General features: G+C 63.8%; 18 protein-coding genes. 8 read left to right on the top strand and 10 right to left on the bottom strand.

Annotated features, from left to right (window positions below):
* The first annotated feature begins 47 nt into the window (after window positions 1–47).
* The gene (locus tag LJ760_RS06990) at window positions 48–1,121 is read left to right on the top strand and encodes an App1 family protein (protein ID WP_227921107.1); all 1,074 of its coding nucleotides are present in this window, start codon (window positions 48–50) and stop codon (window positions 1,119–1,121) included.
* Between the two features lie 64 nt (window positions 1,122–1,185).
* On the opposite strand, the gene LJ760_RS06995 is transcribed toward LJ760_RS06990, so the two are convergent.
* The 4 genes from LJ760_RS06995 to LJ760_RS07010 all read right to left on the bottom strand — a co-directional run bounded on the left by LJ760_RS06995 (window position 1,186) and on the right by LJ760_RS07010 (window position 5,001).
* On the bottom strand, window positions 1,186–1,611 hold the full coding sequence (locus LJ760_RS06995) for a hypothetical protein (protein ID WP_227921109.1): 426 nt from the start codon (window positions 1,609–1,611) through the stop codon (window positions 1,186–1,188).
* 321 nt (window positions 1,612–1,932) lie between these two features.
* A complete protein-coding gene (locus LJ760_RS07000; protein ID WP_227921111.1) occupies window positions 1,933–2,811 on the bottom strand; it encodes an NmrA family NAD(P)-binding protein in 879 nt (292 codons plus the stop codon).
* A gap of 110 nt (window positions 2,812–2,921) precedes the next feature.
* Window positions 2,922–4,022, bottom strand: a complete 1,101-nt coding sequence (locus LJ760_RS07005) for an FUSC family protein (RefSeq protein ID WP_227921113.1) — start codon at window positions 4,020–4,022, stop codon at window positions 2,922–2,924.
* A gap of 40 nt (window positions 4,023–4,062) precedes the next feature.
* Window positions 4,063–5,001 carry a LysR family transcriptional regulator gene (locus LJ760_RS07010; protein ID WP_227921116.1) on the bottom strand — a complete coding sequence of 313 codons (939 nt, stop codon included), beginning with the start codon at window positions 4,999–5,001 and terminating at the stop codon, window positions 4,063–4,065.
* Window positions 5,002–5,451: 450 nt separating this feature from the next.
* On the opposite strand from LJ760_RS07010, the gene nrdH reads away from it, so the two are divergent.
* The 4 genes from nrdH (at window position 5,452) to nrdF (ending at window position 9,457) form a co-directional block, all read left to right on the top strand.
* On the top strand, window positions 5,452–5,697 hold the full coding sequence (gene nrdH, locus LJ760_RS07015; RefSeq protein WP_146361766.1) for a glutaredoxin-like protein NrdH: 246 nt from the start codon (window positions 5,452–5,454) through the stop codon (window positions 5,695–5,697).
* A gap of 98 nt (window positions 5,698–5,795) precedes the next feature.
* Window positions 5,796–6,293, top strand: coding sequence for a class Ib ribonucleoside-diphosphate reductase assembly flavoprotein NrdI (gene nrdI / locus LJ760_RS07020; protein ID WP_227921118.1), 498 nt, complete (start codon window positions 5,796–5,798; stop codon window positions 6,291–6,293).
* A complete protein-coding gene (gene nrdE, locus LJ760_RS07025) occupies window positions 6,290–8,428 on the top strand; it encodes a class 1b ribonucleoside-diphosphate reductase subunit alpha (RefSeq protein WP_227922734.1) in 2,139 nt (712 codons plus the stop codon). Before nrdI ends, nrdE begins: the two co-directional genes overlap by 4 nt.
* A 54-nt stretch (window positions 8,429–8,482) precedes the next feature.
* Window positions 8,483–9,457 carry a class 1b ribonucleoside-diphosphate reductase subunit beta gene (gene nrdF / locus LJ760_RS07030; RefSeq protein WP_227921120.1) on the top strand — a complete coding sequence of 325 codons (975 nt, stop codon included), beginning with the start codon at window positions 8,483–8,485 and terminating at the stop codon, window positions 9,455–9,457.
* Between the two features lie 96 nt (window positions 9,458–9,553).
* On the opposite strand, the gene LJ760_RS07035 is transcribed toward nrdF, so the two are convergent.
* The 6 genes from LJ760_RS07035 to LJ760_RS07060 form a co-directional block, all read right to left on the bottom strand.
* Entirely contained in the window at window positions 9,554–10,969 is a 1,416-nt protein-coding gene (locus LJ760_RS07035; protein ID WP_227921123.1) for a hypothetical protein, read from the bottom strand.
* A 90-nt stretch (window positions 10,970–11,059) separates the two neighbouring features.
* Window positions 11,060–12,028, bottom strand: a complete 969-nt coding sequence (locus LJ760_RS07040; protein ID WP_227921126.1) for a PaaX family transcriptional regulator — start codon at window positions 12,026–12,028, stop codon at window positions 11,060–11,062.
* Between the two features lie 12 nt (window positions 12,029–12,040).
* The gene (locus LJ760_RS07045) at window positions 12,041–13,321 is read right to left on the bottom strand and encodes a cytochrome P450 (RefSeq protein ID WP_227921127.1); all 1,281 of its coding nucleotides are present in this window, start codon (window positions 13,319–13,321) and stop codon (window positions 12,041–12,043) included.
* Complete coding sequence (gene phnE, locus LJ760_RS07050) at window positions 13,321–15,009, bottom strand: phosphonate ABC transporter, permease protein PhnE (RefSeq protein ID WP_227921128.1); 1,689 nt, start codon at window positions 15,007–15,009, stop codon at window positions 13,321–13,323. Before phnE ends, LJ760_RS07045 begins: the two co-directional genes overlap by 1 nt.
* Window positions 15,006–15,794 (bottom strand): phosphonate ABC transporter ATP-binding protein, encoded by a 789-nt coding sequence (gene phnC, locus LJ760_RS07055; protein ID WP_227921129.1) that lies wholly within the window; start codon window positions 15,792–15,794, stop codon window positions 15,006–15,008. The genes phnE and phnC overlap by 4 nt, the downstream gene beginning before the upstream one ends.
* Before the next feature lie 59 nt (window positions 15,795–15,853).
* Window positions 15,854–16,858: a phosphate/phosphite/phosphonate ABC transporter substrate-binding protein gene (locus tag LJ760_RS07060; protein WP_227921130.1), complete on the bottom strand. Its 1,005-nt coding sequence runs from the start codon at window positions 16,856–16,858 to the stop codon at window positions 15,854–15,856.
* A 283-nt stretch (window positions 16,859–17,141) separates the two neighbouring features.
* On the opposite strand from LJ760_RS07060, the gene LJ760_RS07065 reads away from it, so the two are divergent.
* Genes LJ760_RS07065 through LJ760_RS07075 form a run of 3 tightly spaced genes read left to right on the top strand, consistent with a single transcriptional unit; the run spans window position 17,142 to window position 19,429 of the window.
* A complete protein-coding gene (locus tag LJ760_RS07065) occupies window positions 17,142–18,110 on the top strand; it encodes an ABC transporter ATP-binding protein (protein ID WP_227921132.1) in 969 nt (322 codons plus the stop codon).
* Window positions 18,107–18,901, top strand: coding sequence for an ABC transporter permease subunit (locus LJ760_RS07070; RefSeq protein ID WP_227921134.1), 795 nt, complete (start codon window positions 18,107–18,109; stop codon window positions 18,899–18,901). The genes LJ760_RS07065 and LJ760_RS07070 overlap by 4 nt, the downstream gene beginning before the upstream one ends.
* Before the next feature lie 51 nt (window positions 18,902–18,952).
* Entirely contained in the window at window positions 18,953–19,429 is a 477-nt protein-coding gene (locus tag LJ760_RS07075; RefSeq protein ID WP_227921136.1) for a hypothetical protein, read from the top strand.
* Window positions 19,430–19,452 lie beyond the last annotated feature (23 nt).

Genomic DNA, 19,452 nt, shown 5'->3' on the forward strand with positions numbered 1-19,452 from the left:
GAGCAACGGCAAATACCTGCGATCGAAGCATCTGACAGACTAGGAATATGACAAAAAACCCCGCAGACCGTCCGGCAGACAAAACCCCGGCGGCCCACCTCGGCATGCGCATGGAGGATTCCCTGCATGCGTGGCGCGATGAACGTGCCCGGAAGCGGGGGGACGTGCAGATAGTCCTTCCCTTCACCGGATACGGCTCCACGGAATGGGTGCGCGTACTTGGCCGGGTCATCCTGGCCAAGCCCGGTTATTTCGACGGCGCTGAAAAGTCGATGGCGTCCAAGGCGATCGCCGACGGGATCCGCGGCTGGCGGAACTTCATGAGCCCGCCGGTCAACAAAGCCACGGTCACCGTGGTTGTGGGCGACCAGAAGCATGTGGTCACCGCGGACCGAGGGGGAGTGGTTGACGCCGTCCTTCCTGCGGATCTTGCTCCGGGCTGGACCACCGTCCTGCTCCGTTCCGAAGACGGCGAGGAAACCACCGCGCCGGTCTACGTGGTGGATCCCGCAGCCGAGGTGGGCGTGGTGTCGGACATTGACGACACCATCATGGTCACCGCCCTTCCACGGCCGATGCTGGCAGCCTGGAACACCTTTGTCCTCGATGAGCACGCCCGAACGCCCACGCCGGGAATGGCTGTGATGATGGACCGCCTGGCACGGGAAAACCCCGTGGGCCCGGTGCTCTACCTCTCGACCGGCGCCTGGAACGTCGCCGCTACGCTGACCCGGTTCATTACCCGCAACCTGTATCCGGCCGGTCCGCTGCTGCTGACCGACTGGGGTCCCACCACGGACCGCTGGTTCCGCAGCGGCCAGGCGCACAAGCGCAGCCAGCTGGAACGGCTGGCCCAGGAATTCCCGGACATCAAGTGGCTGCTGATCGGCGATAACGGCCAGCACGACGAAGAAATCTACGCCGACTTCGCCCAACGCCACCCGGAGAACGTCCGGGCCATTGCCATCCGCCAGCTGTCAGCCGGCGAAGCGGTGCTGGCCGGTGGACGGACGGGCAAGCCGGGGGAGACCCCGGTGGACGTCCCCTGGATCTACGCGCCCGACGGCGCCGGGATGGCCCGTCAGCTCGCGGAGCTCGGGCTGCTTACCGACGAGGGGTAGCTTTCCCGCTTTCAAGAATCGGCTCGTGCCCTGGGAGGTCCCAGGGCACGGGCCGTTTGGCGTTTTAGGGCAGTTCTGCCTCAGTGATCGTCATTCCCCAGGGAACGCCTTCCGCCCCGGTCACCGCCACGTCAATGATGCCTGCGGCGGGCCGCACATCCACCGTCGCGGTGGTGGTTGCGCCCTCCTGCCCACAGGAGAACGTCACAGGGCCGATGTTCGCAACGTCAACGGTGACGGTGCTGGCCTGGGCACAATTTGCGTGGAAGGTAAGGGCCTCGGCACCACTGCGGAGACCATGGACGGCGAAACTGCCGCCGTCCGCGTCCTCCATCTGGGTAACGAGGACAGCTGCACCCGGGTCCGGCGCCGAGACCGGGAAGGCCGATCCGGACGGGGCCCGCGGGCTCTGGGTTACCGGGGTCTCCGGGGCAGCGGAACCTTCCGCTGTTTCTGCCGTTTCGGCTGCCGAACAGCCGGACAGGAACATAGCGCCAAAAGTAAATGCGGCAATTGCCGGCAGTGCGATTCTGCGCTCTTTCACTAACATTGGTTCCCCCTTTTTAGTGGGGAGGCCCTCCATGTTGTCTAACCCGGATTTCCGGGCGGCTGACCCCTACGGATGGTGCTTAGCGGTACGCAGTTCAAATGGTGTTTCTATGTGGAGTCTTGCTTTTCCGCCGGACAGTGTCAACCTTTACGGGCCCATTCCAGGGGTGCCCCTGTGCCCTGGTCACGCGCTATTCCGCGCTTTTAGCGGTGATTAAACTAATTTCCGACAACGGTGTTTCCGGGGGTATTTTCCCTTGGTTTAACGGTGCGAATTCAGGGCCGGGCGAAGGACATCGTAAGCCCACGCCGCCAGGGAGGTGGGGGTGGAGGTCATCAGGCTGCGCGGGTCCTCCGGGGTGAAGTCCAGCTGCCCGCGGGACATCCCCAGGATCCCCTCAATCCGGACCTCCGTTAGTCCGGCACCGCGCAGCATGCCGGCATACTCCGTCTCGGATATCTGCTCCGCGGCCAGCGGGCGGCCGACGGCGGCACCAACAATTGCGGCTATCTCCCGGAGCGACAGGTCCTGCGGACCGAGGACTCCCAGGGTGTGCCGGCCGTGCCAGTCCGTGGCGAGCAGCCGCGCGGCTGCGACGTCACCAATGTCCCGCGGATCGACCCACGGCATCCGGTGGCCCACCGGGAGGATACTGATCAGCACGCCGGCGCGCACGGAGTCCAGGTCAGCGAGCAGGTTGGTGAAGAAATAGCCGCAGCGCAGGTGCGGCACGTGTGCGCCCGTACCGTTCAGCAGTACTTCGGTGCGGGCCAGCCCGTCCACTTCGCCGAACCCGCTGCGGACCTCGGCTCCCACACTGCTCTGGAACACCACGCGCGGAACGGCATTGGCGGTCACCGCTGCGGCGGCCGTTTCCCCGAACCGCTCATAGCCGTCCAGCGGGTCGTCGTCATCGCTGGGCGGATCCACCCAGTACAGGGCATCTGCGCCGAAGGTGGCACGCAGGACGGCGTCCTCATCGTCCTGGTTGCCCTCCACCAGGTCGCAGAACCGCCGGAGTCCGGGCTCCAGCCGGGAGGCATCCCGCAGCAGGGTCGTCGGCCGGACGCCTGCCTGGATGAGCAGCCTTAGGACCCGGGAACCAACGTGCCCCGTGGGCGTGGTGACAACAATCTTCATGGCGCTGTCCCTTGTCCGGCGGCATCCTTGGTGCGGCGCGGCCTGGTTGCGGTCTCTGCTGCGGGGGAGTCTAACGGTCCGCCCGCACGGCAGGAAAGGGAGGCGCGGGGCTATGCGTCGCCGTCGGACTCCGTGTTGATGATCCGCAGGATGCGGCGCAGGTCCATGGCCAGGGCCGCCGTCGCGTCCACGGGGCTGTCGGCCGAGCCTGAGGTGTTGACCAGGCGCACCAGCTCCACGAGCGCCTCGGTTGCCGTGGAGTGCTCCTCGCTTTCCGGATCCCAGGCCTCCACCGCTTCGGCGCAGCCGTTCACTGCCTTGGCCAGCGGTACGGTCAGGGCGGCCGGGACAGCGACGTTCTGCGGATTCCGCCAGATGGCGTCAGTGAGGACTTCGGTCATATCCTTCACATGCCGGGTGGCACGTTCCATGGCCCGCAGCGCCCGGTAGTCGGCAGTGAAATCACGGCTGTACTTGCGGCTGCGGATGTTTCCGTGCCGGCTGGTGTCCGCCAGCTCCACGGCTTCCCGGACCTCCTTGGTCAGGGTATCCAGTTCGCTCTCGCGCTGGGACCAGTCCTCGTGTTTGGGCGGCCAGGTTTCCTCCAGCGCCGTCCCCATGTCCCGCAGCTGCCGCGCCAGCGATTTCCGCAGCGTCACCAGCCCGTTGACGGCGCCGTTCAGGTGCAGGGGCGGGAAGACGAGGGCGTTTACGGCCAGCCCGACAATAACGCCGACCAGCATCTGCACGCCGTAGCCGAACGAGTAGCCGTCCGGATCATCACCGCCCAGGAGCAGCACGAACAGCGCAGCCATCGGCACGTATTCCCGGCCGGACGCGCCCAGGAAGGACAACCCGCCGAGCAGCACGCCAATGCCGACGATCACGGATATGGTCCAGACATTCGGGGTGCCGATCAGCAGGGCCCCCAGCGCCAAAAGCATGCCGGTCACCAGGCCCGCGAGGGTTTCCATGCCGGTGCGGAAGGAACCGGAGACGGTGGGGTACATGCTGACAATGGCGCCCAGCGGAGCGTAATACGGGTACTGCGAAGCCACCCCCGGCACATGCGGGGCAAGTGTCCAGGCTATGCCGACAGCGAGGGTGGCCTTGAAGGCGAGCTGGAAGCGGGTGACGCGCAGGACTCCGGTTACCCGGTTGGTAACGGCACTCAATGACCGTTTGGGGATGGTTTTTTCGCCAGTGGTCATGTTTCGAGTATGGCCCGGGCCCAACTCAGGAAACGACTTTTCAGCCCTGCCGGGCACCGGATGTGGGGAGCGGCACTATGCTCCGGCGGCCCAGCACATCGGCCAGCCGGTCCAGGAACAGCCGGACCTGGACGTTTTGTTCGTGGATCAGCAGGGCAAAGATGCTGCGTGCCAGCCGGATTTCGGGGACATCCAGCACCACTGTGCCGGCCGGCCGGTTCAGCATCGCCAGTTCCGGCACCAGCGCCGCGCCAAGGCCCGCGGAAGCCATGGCCAGGCTGGCGTTGAAGTCATCGCAGTATGCGGCCACCTGCGGGTGGAGGCTGCAGCTGGCGAAGAGCCGCTCAATCACCAGGGCATCGGGGGTACCTGGATGATGCATGATCCAGGGCATCCCCGCCAGCTGCTCGGCCGAGACCTCGGCACCGCTTTGGATGCCCCAGGACTCGGGCAGCACCACACGGAAATTATCGTCGCCCAGCCAGCGGCGGCTGATGGAGGACGGCCAGGCCAGTCCGCCCTGGCCCACCTGGTACACCAGTGCGACGTCGAGGTTCCCTCCCGTGCGCAGGCCCTGGATGGTCTGTGCGGGTTCGGCGACGGAAAGCAGCAGGTCAATTCCCAGATCCCGCCACTGGGGCGAGGCCAGCAGTTCCGGCAGGGCGAAGGTGGCCAGGCTGGGGAAGATGCCCAGGCGGAGCACCTCCGAGCTGCCCGGTCCGGGACGGGCCGCTGCCGCCAGGAGGGCATCCATGTCGGTGAGCACCTTGACGGCGTGCCGGGCCATAACGACGGCGGCTTCCGTGGGGGAGGCGGTGCGGGCGGAACGCTCGAACAGGCGCGCACCGGTGTCCTTCTCCAGGGCGGACATCTGCTGGGACACTGCCGAGGCCGTGTAGCCCAGCCGCAGGGCGGCTCCGGCAAACGACCCGGTGCGGAGGACCTCCAGCAGCGTCTTCAGGTGCACGGGGTTCACCATCCTGCCCCTCCTTCCTCGCCCCTGCGGGGCCGACCACAATATCTAGTGTTGGCGGGTACTAGACCCGACACGCCCACGGTACGCGACACGCGTGAATCTTGCCTGCCTCGTCACATGTGCATCGCGTTCTGCACAGGCTGTGGAGAACCCCCGCCGGGCCGCGGGAATCCCGCCTATTTACGCGGCATCCCCTGTGCACAAACTGTGGACGGCGGCCCCGTGTAATGACATACTTGTAATACATCATGTAGGGGTTCCACCTTGGGGGGCGCACTAGATGTAGTGTCTGGGCATGGAACTGGATGTAGTATCTAGGAACAGACTTCGAGAGCTTCACCAAGCTCCACAAGCAACTTTTTGAACACGACGAACGTCCAGTATCGCCGGCTTCATCAGGCACCATCCAGCATCACAGAACAGACTTCACGCTTCACTAGGGGAGACCACGCCATGACCGTTACGGTTTACACCAAGCCCGCCTGCGTACAGTGCAACGCCACTTACCGTGCCCTCGACAAGAAGGGCATTGTGTACCAGAGCGTGGACATGTCGCAGGACCCCGAGGCCCTCGAGCGCGTCCGTGCCATGGGCTACATGCAGGCACCCGTTGTCGTCACCGAGCAGGACTCCTGGTCCGGCTTCCGGCCCGACAAGATCGAAGAGCTGGCCCAGGCACAGGTTTCCTCCGTAGCCTAGGGAACCGCCGGGCCCCGTCCGGCTTCCCGCCGCAGCACCTCGCATCACGCACCACCCGCGCAACACCCGTCAGGAGCGCAGCAACCATGGCACTGGGGATGGCAGACCAAGCCGGCTTTGCGCCGGCATCGGCATCCGCAGGGGATGGACAACCGGAAACGGACGCCTCCCTGATTTACTTCTCCTCAGCCTCCGGGTATACCCGCCGCTTTGTGGAAAAGCTCGGGATCTTCGCGGCGGCTCTCCCGCTCCACACCTCCCAGCCCACACTGCTGGCTACCCGGCCCTACGTACTGCTGCTTCCCACCTACGGTGGAACGGCAGCACAGCCGGGGGCCGTGGCCCGGGGCGCCGTTCCCAAGCAGGTCATCAAGTTCCTGAACAACGAGCGCAACCGCTCCTTGATCCGGGGTGTGATCGGGGCGGGCAACACAAACTTCGGGGACTCCTATTGCCTCGCGGCGGACATCATCGCCGTGAAGTGCCAGGTCCCCGTGCTGTATCGATTTGAACTCATGGGCACGTCCGAGGACGTTGCCAAGGTTAACGAAGGATTGGAAAAGTTTTGGACACATCAGTCGCAGAAGCCGGCATGACGGACTCCAAGGAGCTCCCGGAGGCTTACAAGGACCTGGGCTACCACGAGCTCAACGCCATGCTGAACCTGTACGGCAAGAACGGAGAGATCCAGTTCGACGCCGACCGCGCTGCTGCGCGCCAGTACTTCCTCCAGCACGTTAACAACAACACGGTCTTCTTCCATGACCTGGAAGAGAAGCTGGAATACCTGGTCAAGAACGACTACTACGAGCCGGAAACGCTCGACCAGTACTCCATGACCTTCATCAAGGAGCTGTACACCCGCGCCTACAAGAAGAAGTTCCGCTTCGAAACCTTCCTCGGCGCGTTCAAGTTCTACACCTCGTACACGCTGAAGACCTTCGACGGCAAGCGTTACCTGGAGCGCTACGAAGACCGTGTCTGCATGGTTGCCCTGCACCTGGCACGCGGCGACGAGCAGCTCGCCACGCAGATGGTGGACGAAATCATCGAGGGCCGCTTCCAGCCGGCCACCCCCACGTTCCTCAACGCCGGCAAGGCCCAGCGCGGCGAGCTCGTCTCCTGCTTCCTGCTGCGTATCGAAGACAACATGGAGTCCATCGGCCGCTCCATCAACTCCGCGCTGCAGCTCTCCAAGCGCGGCGGCGGCGTCGCCTTTGCGCTGACCAACATCCGCGAGGTCGGCGCGCCGATCAAGCAGATCGAGAACCAGTCCTCGGGCGTCATCCCCGTGATGAAGCTCCTTGAGGACAGCTTCTCCTACGCGAACCAGCTCGGTGCCCGCCAGGGTGCCGGTGCCGTATACCTGCACGCCCACCACCCGGACATCAACCGGTTCCTCGACACCAAGCGTGAGAACGCCGACGAGAAGATCCGCATCAAGACCCTCTCCCTCGGCGTCGTCGTCCCGGACATCACCTTCGACCTGGCCAAGCGCGACGAGGACATGTACCTGTTCTCGCCGTACGACGTCGAGAAGGTCTACGGCATGCCGTTCTCCGACATCTCGGTCACCGAGAAGTACTACGAGATGGTGGACGATTCCCGGATCAAGAAAACCAAGATCCGTGCCCGCGAGTTCTTCCAGACCCTCGCCGAGATCCAGTTCGAGTCCGGCTACCCGTACATCATGTTCGAGGACACGGTGAACCGGGAGAACCCGATCGACGGCAAGATCATCATGTCCAACCTGTGCTCGGAAATCCTCCAGGTTTCCCAGCCCACCACGTACAACGATGACCTGTCCTACGACGAGACCGGCAAGGACATCTCCTGCAACCTCGGCTCGCTGAACATTGCCAAGACCATGGACTCGCCGGACTTCGGCCGGACCATCGAGACGGCTATCCGCGCGCTGACCGCCGTTTCGGACATGAGCCACATCGGTTCGGTTCCGTCCATTGCCAAGGGCAATGACATGTCGCACGCCATCGGCCTGGGCCAGATGAACCTGCACGGCTACCTGGCTCGCGAGCGGGTCTATTACGGTTCCGAAGAAGGCATCGACTTCACGAACATCTACTTCTACACGGTGGTCTACCACGCCGTGCGGGCGTCGAACCTGCTGGCCATCGAGACCGGCCGCAAGTTCGCCGGCTTCGAACGCTCCAAGTACGCCACGGGGGAGTACTTCGACAAGTACACCAACCAGGAATGGGCACCGCAGACCCAGCGGGTCCGCGAACTGTTCGACGGCGTGCACATCCCCACCCAGGCTGACTGGGAGGCGTTGAAGGCTTCGGTCATGGAACACGGCATCTACAACCAGAACCTGCAGGCCGTGCCGCCCACCGGCTCGATCTCCTACATCAACAACTCCACCTCCTCCATTCACCCGGTGGCGTCGAAGATCGAGATCCGCAAGGAAGGCAAGCTGGGACGCGTTTACTACCCGGCTCCGTACCTGACGAACGACAACCTGGAGTACTACCAGGATGCGTACGAGATCGGCTACGAGAAGATCATCGACACCTACGCCGCTGCAACCCAGCACGTGGACCAGGGCCTGTCCCTGACGCTGTTCTTCAAGGACACCGCAACCACCCGCGACATCAACAAGGCGCAGATCTACGCCTGGCGCAAGGGCATCAAGACCATCTACTACATCCGCCTGCGCCAGCTCGCGCTGGAAGGCACCGAGGTTGAGGGCTGCGTTTCCTGCATGCTGTAAGGCCTGCCCGAACTGCATTCCCTTCCCCGAACTTTTGAAGACAAGGAATTATTCATGACCGAGAAGCTGAAGCTGATCGACGGCGTCCAGGCGATCAACTGGAACCGGATCCAGGATGAGAAGGACGTTGAGGTCTGGAACCGTCTGGTCAACAACTTCTGGCTGCCGGAGAAGGTGCCGCTGTCCAACGACGTCCAGTCCTGGGCCACGCTGACTCCGGATGAGCAGCAGCTCACCATGCGTGTGTTCACCGGGCTGACCCTGCTGGACACCATGCAGGCCACCGTCGGTGCCGTCTCGCTGATCCCCGATGCGCTCACCCCGCACGAGGAAGCGGTCTACACGAACATTGCGTTCATGGAGTCCGTGCACGCCAAGAGCTACTCCTCGATCTTCTCCACCCTGGCTTCCACCAAGGAGATTGACGAGGCCTTCCGCTGGTCCACGGAGAACCCGAACCTGCAGAAGAAGGCGCAGATCATCACGGATTACTACCGCGGCGATGATCCCCTGAAGCGCAAGGTGGCTTCCACCCTGCTGGAGTCCTTCCTCTTCTACTCGGGCTTCTACCTGCCGATGTACTGGTCCTCGCGGGCCAAGCTCACAAACACGGCCGACCTGATCCGCCTGATCATCCGTGACGAGGCAGTACACGGCTACTACATCGGCTACAAGTACCAGCGCGGCCTGGAGACGGTTCCCGTGGAGCGCCGCGAGGAACTGAAGGACTACACGTACGAGCTGCTCTTCGAGCTGTACGAAAACGAAGTCCAGTACACGCATGACCTGTACGACGGCGTCGGCCTGGCCGAGGACGTCAAGAAGTTCCTGCACTACAACGCCAACAAGGCGCTGATGAACCTGGGCTACGAGGCCATGTTCCCGTCCACCCTGACGGACGTGAACCCGGCGATCCTCTCGGCCCTGTCCCCGAATGCCGACGAGAACCACGACTTCTTCTCCGGCTCCGGATCTTCCTACGTGATCGGCAAGGCCGTGAACACGGAAGACGACGACTGGGACTTCTAGTGGGCGTCTGATCCACCTGAACAACTACGGCCCTCCGTCCGAGCAACGCTCGGATGGAGGGCCGTATTGCTGCCACCGGGACCGCCGGAAAACCGTTTAGTTCCCCCTCTCGCCGCGCAGCATCTCATCGGGCTTGAAGGTGGCAAAAGTGCCGCCCCGCTCCAGACCGGACTCTTCCGCTATGGTGTCTGCCAGCCGGTTAAGTGCCGCTGGATGCGCCACATTCGCCCACCTTCCGGTCTCGAGCCGGCGCTGGAGACTAGTGACGGCGGCGGCAACTTCCGAGTCGGCGTAATTGCAGTGCCCCGGCCGGTCGACGAAGGCCTGTCGGAGCAACCGATTGTCGCCATTGGCCCTGACACGGGACGCATATGTTCCCGCCTGCGTAACGGTGGGTGCCGTATCCCCGGTCTCATGGAGGGACAGCACCGGTCCGGAAAGCTCTCCCCTAGGGGTGGCGTTGGCCTGCATGTAGGCCAATGCGCCGGGATCGGCGGTAATCCGGTCACTGGCCGCCAGGGTCTTGAGGTCTTCTTTCAGGGAGATGCCGGCCTGGGAATAGAGGTCGCGGACCAGCTTGGAGTTCCCCGAATGAATCAGTGACCCGGCATAGTCGACCCCGGTGTTCCAGGAGAAGTTTCCGCCCGCCCGTCCTTCAAGCGGCTGCCGGGGAGAGATGACGCCGAACATAAAGGCTGAGTACATCTGCTGCTGTTGAGCGGCATAGTCCTTTGGTGACGGCCGCGGATCCTCCGGCTGGGTCCACCCCGGAATCTGTGCGACGGCGGCCGCCAAAGCGATTCTGGCCCGGCCAGCCGGTGTAGCCTGCGCTTCGTCCAGCACTTGGCGGAAGGCTGCCTGCCGCGTTTGCTCATCAGTGACGTTCACGAGTTCCAGGCGTGGGTCGTCGGGGGCGAGGAGCATCTTCAGGATGAAGGCGCCGTCGAGGCTGCCGTTGAGCATAGGCACCGCACCGGCAACGGATCCGCACAGCGGCAGTGCTGCATCAACCTCTGCGGGATAGGCCTCCATACTGGCCACGGACGTGAGTCCGCCCATGGATGCGCCCCAGGCGATGACGGATCCGGGTTCCCCCATATTCTCCTCTATCACGGCAGCGACTGCGGGTTGGTTGGCGATCAACTCCTCTACTGCCCATCCACCCGTCGCCGCGGTGGTTCCCGCGAGGGCATACCCCTGGTCCAGAAGCCAGCGCCGAAGCTCGTCAGACGGAGCGGCTGCGGGTTCAGCACCGGCACCGCCACCGTAGCCGGGATTCCAGATCAGCGCGGTGCCGTTCCAGTGGGTTGGTGCATACAGGACGTAGCGGCCACCCTGGGGCAAGTCGCCGCGGAATTCGGCGGTCCCGGCGGCGGCCGCCGGGGATGTCGCTGGGTTCGGCGAGGCGGTGGCCGTCGACGCCGGGATAAGGCAGAGGGCGCACGCGACGCCGGCGGCTATGACAGCGCCGGGGCGTCGGGCGGAATGGGAGGTTGGGGTGCGGTATGGCATGTTCGTCCTTCCAGTAGCACGTCTGTTCAGCGCGCGGCAATGGAGATGCATAACGGGAGGACGGCGGCACCGCAGGGCATAGACCGGGAATCAGTCCTCCGAGAGAAGGGAAGCCGATGCAGCGAACGTATGGTGCGTGATCCGCTCAGCCAACTGCTCGTCGTGTACACGAAGTATCCGGCGAACACCTGCCTCGGCCGCTGGACCAAGGCTGTCATAGAGGGCGGCGCAGGCAGCAACGGCCCGGTGCAGGGGAAAACCGGCCCCCAGCAGTTCATGAGGCAGGTGGGGATCCTGCCTGCGGAGGGTGCGCCAATCCGCCATCAGGGAGGTCCGCAACCGGAGGGCCTCGTCCCCTGACCGTTCCGATGAACCCGGCGGCAACCCCAGCACTGCTTCCGGTCCCTGCTCCAGCTTCTGGGCGAAAGGCTCCCACCGATCGATGAAAGCGGCGTAGTCCGCGGCCAGCTCCGGGAGGCCGAAGGCAGCGTGTATCGCGTCCAGCCCCGTGCCCTCGGGCAGCTTCGCTTCGGTAAAAACAGTCAGGTGGCCCTGGTTCAGCTGTGCTCCCAGGTTCGCCTGGAGCTCGACGACGGATTCGAGCTGGTTGCCGGGCCTGATCCATAGTGCGTCGTAGAGATTTCCAAAGTGAAGCTGGCGCAACTGGTCGCGCAGCAGCCGCCGCGTACCCCTGGCGTCCTCCGGAAGCGAGTATCCCACCAGCGTCCATGTGCCGTCCCACGGCTGGGCGACGTGGCCCATGAAGAGGGCACGGACGTGGTAATTGATGCGTTCGCGGCTCATGGGTGACACCCCATATGCCGTCTGGCGTCCTGCCTTCGTTCCGGTCAGGAACCCTCTCTGGGCCAGGCGTTGAATCGCCGCTCGTCCGCCTGTTGCTGTAATCCCGAAGACCTGGAGCAACTCGACAAGCGCAGCCGAGGGGATGGGCTCTTTCCGTGCGTGCCAGTAATCTCCCAACAGGACCGTCAGTAGCTGCTGCGAACGGGCGCCGTTCTGGAAGCGTGGAAGAACCGGCACGGATGTGGACGTGGGCATGGGACGATTCTGTCATTCGCCCGGCCCGCTGGAAGCGTCGGCGTTGCCCGTGTCCGGTGTGACCCGCAGTCGAAGCGGGACGGCTCGGGGTCCGTACTCCAGCCAGTTCATCATCACGACATCACCCGCCAGTTCAAAGGCCTCCGTGTGTTCGAGAAGCACCTCCAATGCGATGAGCAGTTCCAGCCGTCCCATGGTTGCCGCGGGACACTTGTGCGCACCGCGCCCAAAGGCCAAATGCGAGTTGTTCGGTCTCCGCAGCACAAAATCGTCCGGACTCGCAAAGACCCCTTCATCCCTGTTCCCGGACGGGAAAATGAGGGCAATGGGCTCGCCTTCGCGGACCGGCCGCCCGTGGACTTCCGTGTCTCGGCTGGCTGTTCTCGCGAAGACCCGGTAGGGGGCGTGGAGCCGGAGGAACTCTTCTATGGCAGGAGCAAGGTCTTCCGGGTGCTCCCGCAGATGCTGCTGAAGGACCTGGTCCTGTGCAAGATGCACCAGACAGCTGCCGAGAACGGCCTGTGGTGCGCCCATGCCGGCTACGATCATCTGCCGGATCGTGGCTATTGCTGTCCGCTCGCTGATATGGTTCTCCGGATTCAGGGCAGCCTGGTGAAGACTGGAGACGAGGTCCCGCTCTGGGTCGGCGCCGGCTTCCACCCGCTCCCGGTACACCTGCTCCGCTATCGTGTAGAGCTCAGTACTGCATTGCCCGATGACGTCGTCATCCATGTCCTGGATGGCGAAGGAGTATCGGACTCCGATGTCCCGGATACGCCGGGCGAGGGAGGCCGGCACGGCCAGGAAAGCGGCGAAGCAGTCCATGACATAGGGGGCTGCAAAATCCCGGACGCCGTCGGCGTCGTCGCTGAGGAAGAGCGACTGCACCAGCTCCCGTGCACTCGCTCGAAAGGCTTCTTCGTGCTCCCGGACCACTGAACGGCGCAGGACGGGGTCAATTGCTTCACGGTAAGCGGTGTGTTCCGGCGGATCGAAATGCAGGGGAGGCCTGCGGGAGGATCTGGGGACATGAGGAACCACGTTCTGCACGGAGGTGATGAAAAGTTCATCGTCCTGCGTAATGCGGACAATATCCTCGTAGGTTGTTGCCGACCAGAAGCCGCCGAAGTCATCGCTCCACGGGAAGGGATTGCTTCGGCGCAGCTCTGCGTAATCCTGGTGGGCACTGCCGAACGTCTCGTCCATGGCGGGAGACCACTCCGCGGCGCGTCCCCCGGATGCGGGGGCGCCGGCCGAGGCCGGCGAAGCGTTGCCATAAGGGCATGGGGACATTAGATAACCTTTCTGCGGGCCCAGCGGGCCACCGATTCAAGAGCGATGACCACAACAATGAGGCCGATAAGGATGCCGGCTGTCTGCTGGTAGTGCAGGGTCGCCACGGATTCGTCCAGCAGGAAACCCACGCCACCGGCACCAACGATTCCCAGCACGGCTGACTCGCGCAGGGCCAGGTCCGAAGTAAAGAGGCTGTTTCCAATGAAACTGGGAACAAACTGCGGCCAGACCCCGCTGACGAACACCTGAACCCGGTTCGCTCCCGTCGCCTCAAGGGCCCTTAGCGGTGCAGGGTCAACGTTATGCAGGGAATCCGTGAAGAACTTGGACGCCAAAGCCGTGCAGGAGATCGTCAGAGCCAGGAAACCGGCGAACGGTCCAAGTCCCAAAGCGGCAACGAAAATCAGGGCGTAGATAATGTCGGGGATGCCCCGGACGAAAACCACCAGGCCGCGCAATGCAAATGCCAGCGGGGCGAAGCGCACCAAATGCCGGGTGGACAGTACGGCGATAACGAGGCCGATCAGCACTCCGAAAAACGTGGCAGTGAACGCCATGATGACGCTTTCGAAGATCCCAAGCAGGATGTCCTGGGTGAATACGGGAGGGACAAAACCGGCGAGTAGGGCAGTGGCGTTGCCCCAGGCCTGTCCCAACCGGGCAGGATTCACGGAAAGCTGACCCAGCGAGAAGAGGAAAAGGCAGGCGGCCGCCGCGCCGGCGCCGGTGCGCAGCAGCCTTGACCGGTTCCATCCCGGCGTGGCCGCTGTTTTGCCGGCTGCAAAGAGCCGGGACTCGGTGTGTTCATCTGCGTGCTCGGCCACCGCACGCTGAACGAGGTAGGCAATCAGTTCAAGGATCAGGAGGAGGACGACGATGGCCAGGATGATGCCCGCTGCCCTGCGGTAATTCAGGGACCCGATGGCAGTCTGCAGCGCAACACCGATACCGCCGGCCCCGACCAGCCCGAGTACGGCAGAGGCACGGACATTGATGTCCAGGCGGTAAATCACTAGCGATGCAGCGGCCGGCAGGGCTCGTGTCAGCGTGGTGGAAACAAAGTTCTGCATGCGGTTCGCGCCGACGGCGGCAATTGCTTCATGCGGAGCCGGAGTTTGTTCTTCAAAGACGTCGGACATCATCTTTCCGATCATGCCGACGGAATGGAACGCGATGGCCAGTGCGCCGGCGAGCGGTCCCAGACCGAAAATACGGACGAAGAGGATGGCAAAGATCAGTGACGGGACGGCTCTGGTGACGATAATGATGCCTTGGGCAAACCACCGGACTGCCCGAGGGCCAGTGAAGTGCCGTGATGCCGCCGCTGCCAGGAAAACCGACGCGATTGCCGCCAGCCCCGTTCCAGCCAGGGCGATCCAAAGTGTTTCAAGCAGCAGGGTCAGGAGAGCCGGTACGGGACCCGTGGTGGGAGGAACCATCCTTTGAAGCAGCCGGCCGATGTCCCCGAGTCCAGCGGCCACCGCGGCAGGGCGGATGTCGATCCACCAGATGCCGAAGACCGTCACAGCGAGGTAAGCCAGCGGAATGCCGAGCGTCGCTGCGGATACGCGCGGTCGCCCGCCGGGGGTTGGCTTCGGTGTGCCGTTGCTCCCGGGGTCGAACTGCCGTTCCGCCCCCGCCACTGCCCGGCCGGCTTCGTCGATACTGTCCGTGGAGGCACTCATGCAGTGCGGCCTTTCGCCTTCTCGTAAATGGCGCGGACAGCAGCCTCCGAGGTAGCCGGGGTGGGGGTGTCGAGGATGAGGGAGCCGTCACGGACCGCCACCACCCGGTCTGATACCTGCAGGGCGAGGTCAACCTGATGCAGGGAACAAATAACCGTAAATCCGTCCTCTGCACTGACCTTCTTCAGGGTGTTCAGGACCGAGAGGCTGGCACTGGGGTCCAGCGACGCCACCGGCTCGTCGGCGAGGACAATGCGGGCATCCTGCATCAGTGTCCGCGCTATGGCTACCCGCTGCTGCTGCCCGCCCGAAAGCGTGTCACAGCGTTGGAACCTCTGATCGGCCAAGCCAACCCGTTCCAGGTTCGCTACTGCTTTCTCCCGCAGCGGCCGGGGATAGGTTGAAATCCCGTAGCGGGGCATCTTGAGCGATCCCAAAGCCCCCATCAGCACGTTTTCCATTGCGCTGAGGCGGCCCACCAAGCCGAATTGCTGAAAAACAAAGCCGACGCGCGTCCGCAGCTTCCGCAGGTTCTTTCGGCCGCACGTGGCCGGGTTTACGCCTAAGACGGTCACACTGCCCCCGGTGGGGCTATGGCTGCCGTTGATCAGCCGGAGAAGCGTGGACTTGCCGGCGCCGGAGGGTCCGACGAGGGCGACAAACTGCCCCGGATGCACATCCAGGTTTACCTCTCGGAGGACGGTCTTGGCCCCGAAGCTCATGCTTAGATCCGTGAGGAGCAGACTGGGGGCGGTGTTGGTGTCGTTCGGGGACTGGGGGGCCACGGTGTGATGTCCTGACTCAGGCGGGGGCAGGGGAGCAGGCATTGCTTCTTCCTTACCGGCTATTCGTTCCGGCAGACTTCTGCCTGGGTGGTTTCGCAGATTTCACGGATGGTCGCGAAGTCCTCATCGGTGGCAGGTTCAAAGGCGAAGGCCCCGGTACCGCCCCATTCACAGGCCATCTTGCCGGCATACTCCTCGCCCCACGACGGCTGCGCCTCGCGTTGGTCGTCGGGGCAAAGACCCGCTTCAGCGGCGGTTACGGCATTGTATTTGAGCACCGCATTGCTGATTTTGGTGCGCAGATCTTCCGGCAGCCAGTTGCCGATAACCATGGGAGTTCCTGGAATATCCGGGGAGGTCCACAGGGTCTCGACGTCTCCGTCCTTAATTACTCCTCGAGCCGGAAGAATGTCCGTGATGAAAGTGCCGGCAACAAAAGCGACATCGCAGTCACCGGCAAGCATCTGCGTCACTGCAACGTCATGGGAACCTGCGAAAATCGGATTAATGTCGCTCTTGGGATCCAAGCCGATGCTTATCAATCCTGCTGCTGCAGCCAGATAGCCGGTGCTGGACGCAGGATCGGTGAAACAGACGTCCTTCCCCTGGACATCCTCAAGCGTTTTGATGTCCGAACCGGCAGCGACGACGCCCAGGGATTGGACTGCACCGGATCCGGCTGCCGGAGTCCGCTGGTCCATGGCAACCGGCGTGACGTCCGCGACATTCTGGGCAAGGTAGTAGGAGAATGCTCCATAGGTGGCCACGTCTACGCGCTCCGCAGCCTGCGCTTCGATGACCCCGGCATTGCTGCTCACGGCCTCGATGCTGGTGGGGAGCCCGGTTTCCTTTTCGATTGCCGCAACGATTGGTTTGAAGCTGTCCTCGAGCTCTTTGCTGTCATCGGTGGGTACAACCGCGAAAACGAGCGACTGCGGTGCATCGCTGGAAGCACCGTCTGAGTTGTTGTTGCCGGCGGGTCTGGCGTTGGGGCTGGCTCCGCAGGCACTGAGCAGGAGACTGGCGACGGCTAGGGCGGCAAAGGCCTTGGTGTTTTGGTTCATAGTCAGCTCTGACTCCTCTGATTGCGTCTGGAAGTTTCGCCCGTTGCTGGCCGGCATTGCCCATCAAGGGGGGAACTAAGCGACACTTTCCTGATCGAACGATTACAAATGTGTCGCCTATTGCCGGACGACTCAGCTAAGGTTGTGGCGTGCGTCACAGTTGACCAACTATTATTGAATTTGTCAATGGTTCAAGCATGGATCCTGCGTTGCCTCCTGGCCCGCCCCGGCGACCGGTGCCGCCGCCTACCCGACACCCGCTGCAGGCGCGTAGCCTGACCGCATGGAATCTGGCTCTGGCGTCGCCGTCGTCCGCACCCGCGGGTTGCATAAGAACTTCGGACGCGTTGAAGCGCTGAAAGGCATCGATCTGGAGGTTCCCACGGGAAGCATCTTCGGGGTCATCGGTCCCAACGGCGCCGGCAAGACCACATTGATGCGCCTGCTGCTGGACCTGCTGCGTCCCAGCTCCGGGGAGGTAACCGTCCTCGGTGTTGATCCCCGCAGCGGAGGGTCGGCCCTGCGTCGTCGCATCGGCTTCCTGCCGGGAGATCCGGCCCTGGCGGACAGGGTCAGCGGACGTGAACTCCTTCGCTTTTTCTCGCACATCAGTGGACACGTGGATCCGGGGACCGTTCCGGCGCTGGCGGAGCGGCTCGATCTGGACCTCGGCCGCCCGGTGCGTGCCCTGTCCAAGGGAAACCGGCAGAAACTGGGACTCATTCAGGCGTTTATGCATCAACCGCCACTGCTCATCCTTGACGAACCAACCAGCGGATTGGACCCGTTGGTCCAGCAGGAGTTCCTGGCGCTGGTGAGGGAAGCGAGCAGCAACGGCCAGACGGTGCTGCTCAGCTCGCACGTTCTCAGCGAGATTGAGGAGGCAGCTGACACTGTGGCCATCCTCCGGAAGGGGACAGTGGTGTCCGCTGCCAGCACCGCGGATATCCGGGCTTCAGCCGGTCGCCGCGTGCGGATTGGAATCACCGCAGCAGAGGCACCTGCCTTGGTTGAACGCCTTCGGCAGGTGCCCGGATTCGAGCTGCTGCAGGTACCCGCTGACCCGGACCCCCGGGACCCAACCTCAATCCATGGCCGGTTCAAGGGTGACATGCCGGACCTGATCACGGCCCTGGCGGGACATCACCTCCTCGACCTGGTGGTTCAGGAGCCCGACCTCGAGGAAGCCGTACTGCGGTTTTATGGGCCGGAGAACGCCGCCGGACCGGACGACGGCGGTGCCGCCGAATGAGCCGCCTCCCCTTGTTCACCCGTTCACTCGCCGCGTCATGGCGTCCGCTTCTGGGATGGGCGGCGGGTATCCTGGCTGTCCTGAGTCTGTACCTGCCCCTCTATCCATCCCTGGCCGGTCAGGCTTTCCAGGATCTCCTGCAGAGCCTGCCGCCCGAACTCATATCCGCACTGGGCTATGACGAGCTGACCACCGGCGCCGGTTATACCCAGTCGACGTTCTTCGGCCTCATCGGGTTCGCCCTCTTCACCATCGCCGCCATTTCCTGGGGAACCCGGGCGATTGCCGGCGACGAGGAGAGCGGGACGCTGGAACTCGTGCTGGCCCACGCGGTCGGCCGGGTCCAGCTCGTGCTGGAGCGCAGCGCCGCCATTGCTGCCCGTCTGCTGCTGCTCGGCCTTTTCGCGGGCCTGGCCGTGCTGGTTTTCAACCGCCCCGCACAACTCGGTCTCATTCCTTCCCATGTCTGGGCCGGGTGTGCGGCGCTCATCGGACTGGCGCTGCTGACTGCGTCCGTCGCCCTTGCTGCGGGAGCCTTTACCGGCCGCCGCGTCTGGGCGCTCACCGCGGCCGTTGCGGTCGCCGTCGGCGGGTACGCTCTCAATGCGGTGGCCAACCAGAATCCGGACCTGGACTACCTTCACTCCTGGACGCCCTATCACTGGGCCTTCGGCGGCAGCCCGCTCGGCAACGGGGCCGATTGGGCCGGGCTCGGTGCACTGTATGGAACAAGTGCGCTGCTGGTGCTGCTCGCTGCCTTCGCGCTTACCCGGAGGGACATCGGCACGTGATTGGCAGGCCTGTGCAATGATGTCCCCACCAAAACGACGGGGTGGACGCCAATGCGCAAAGTAAAGGAACTCGCAGCCGCAGCAGCGACGGTGCTGCTGCTTTCTGCCTGCACGGACGCCGGGTCGTCGAGCGCGGACGAGCAGGCCGCTCCGGCCGGCCGCACCGTCGAGGGAACTCTTTCCTCTTTCGGGTCGGTCAACGAAGTGTACGACGCCGTCGTCGGCGTCCTGGACTGCGACCCCGGCACCACAGCGGAGCCTGTCACGATGCAGATAGACGGATATCTTCCCGAGTATCGGATGTGCACCGACACCGTCGAAATAGTCCGCTACGAGAACGAGGCGGACCGGACCAAGGCGTCCGAACTGCTGAACGCCGCCGAAAACCCGCTCCCGTACTTCGCCGAAGGCAGCAACTGGCACGTGCTGGTCCTGCCGGGCCGTGAGGGGCAGATGCCGGGGCCGGACCAAACCGCCGCTCTCGCCGAGGAGTTGGGCGGCCGTTTCGTCAGCCCAGCGACCGGGTAGCCCGCACCCATTGTTCATTATTC

Source organism: Arthrobacter sp. zg-Y895 (genome assembly GCF_020731025.1).
In the GTDB taxonomy this organism is placed as follows: Bacteria; Actinomycetota; Actinomycetes; order Actinomycetales; family Micrococcaceae; genus Arthrobacter_B.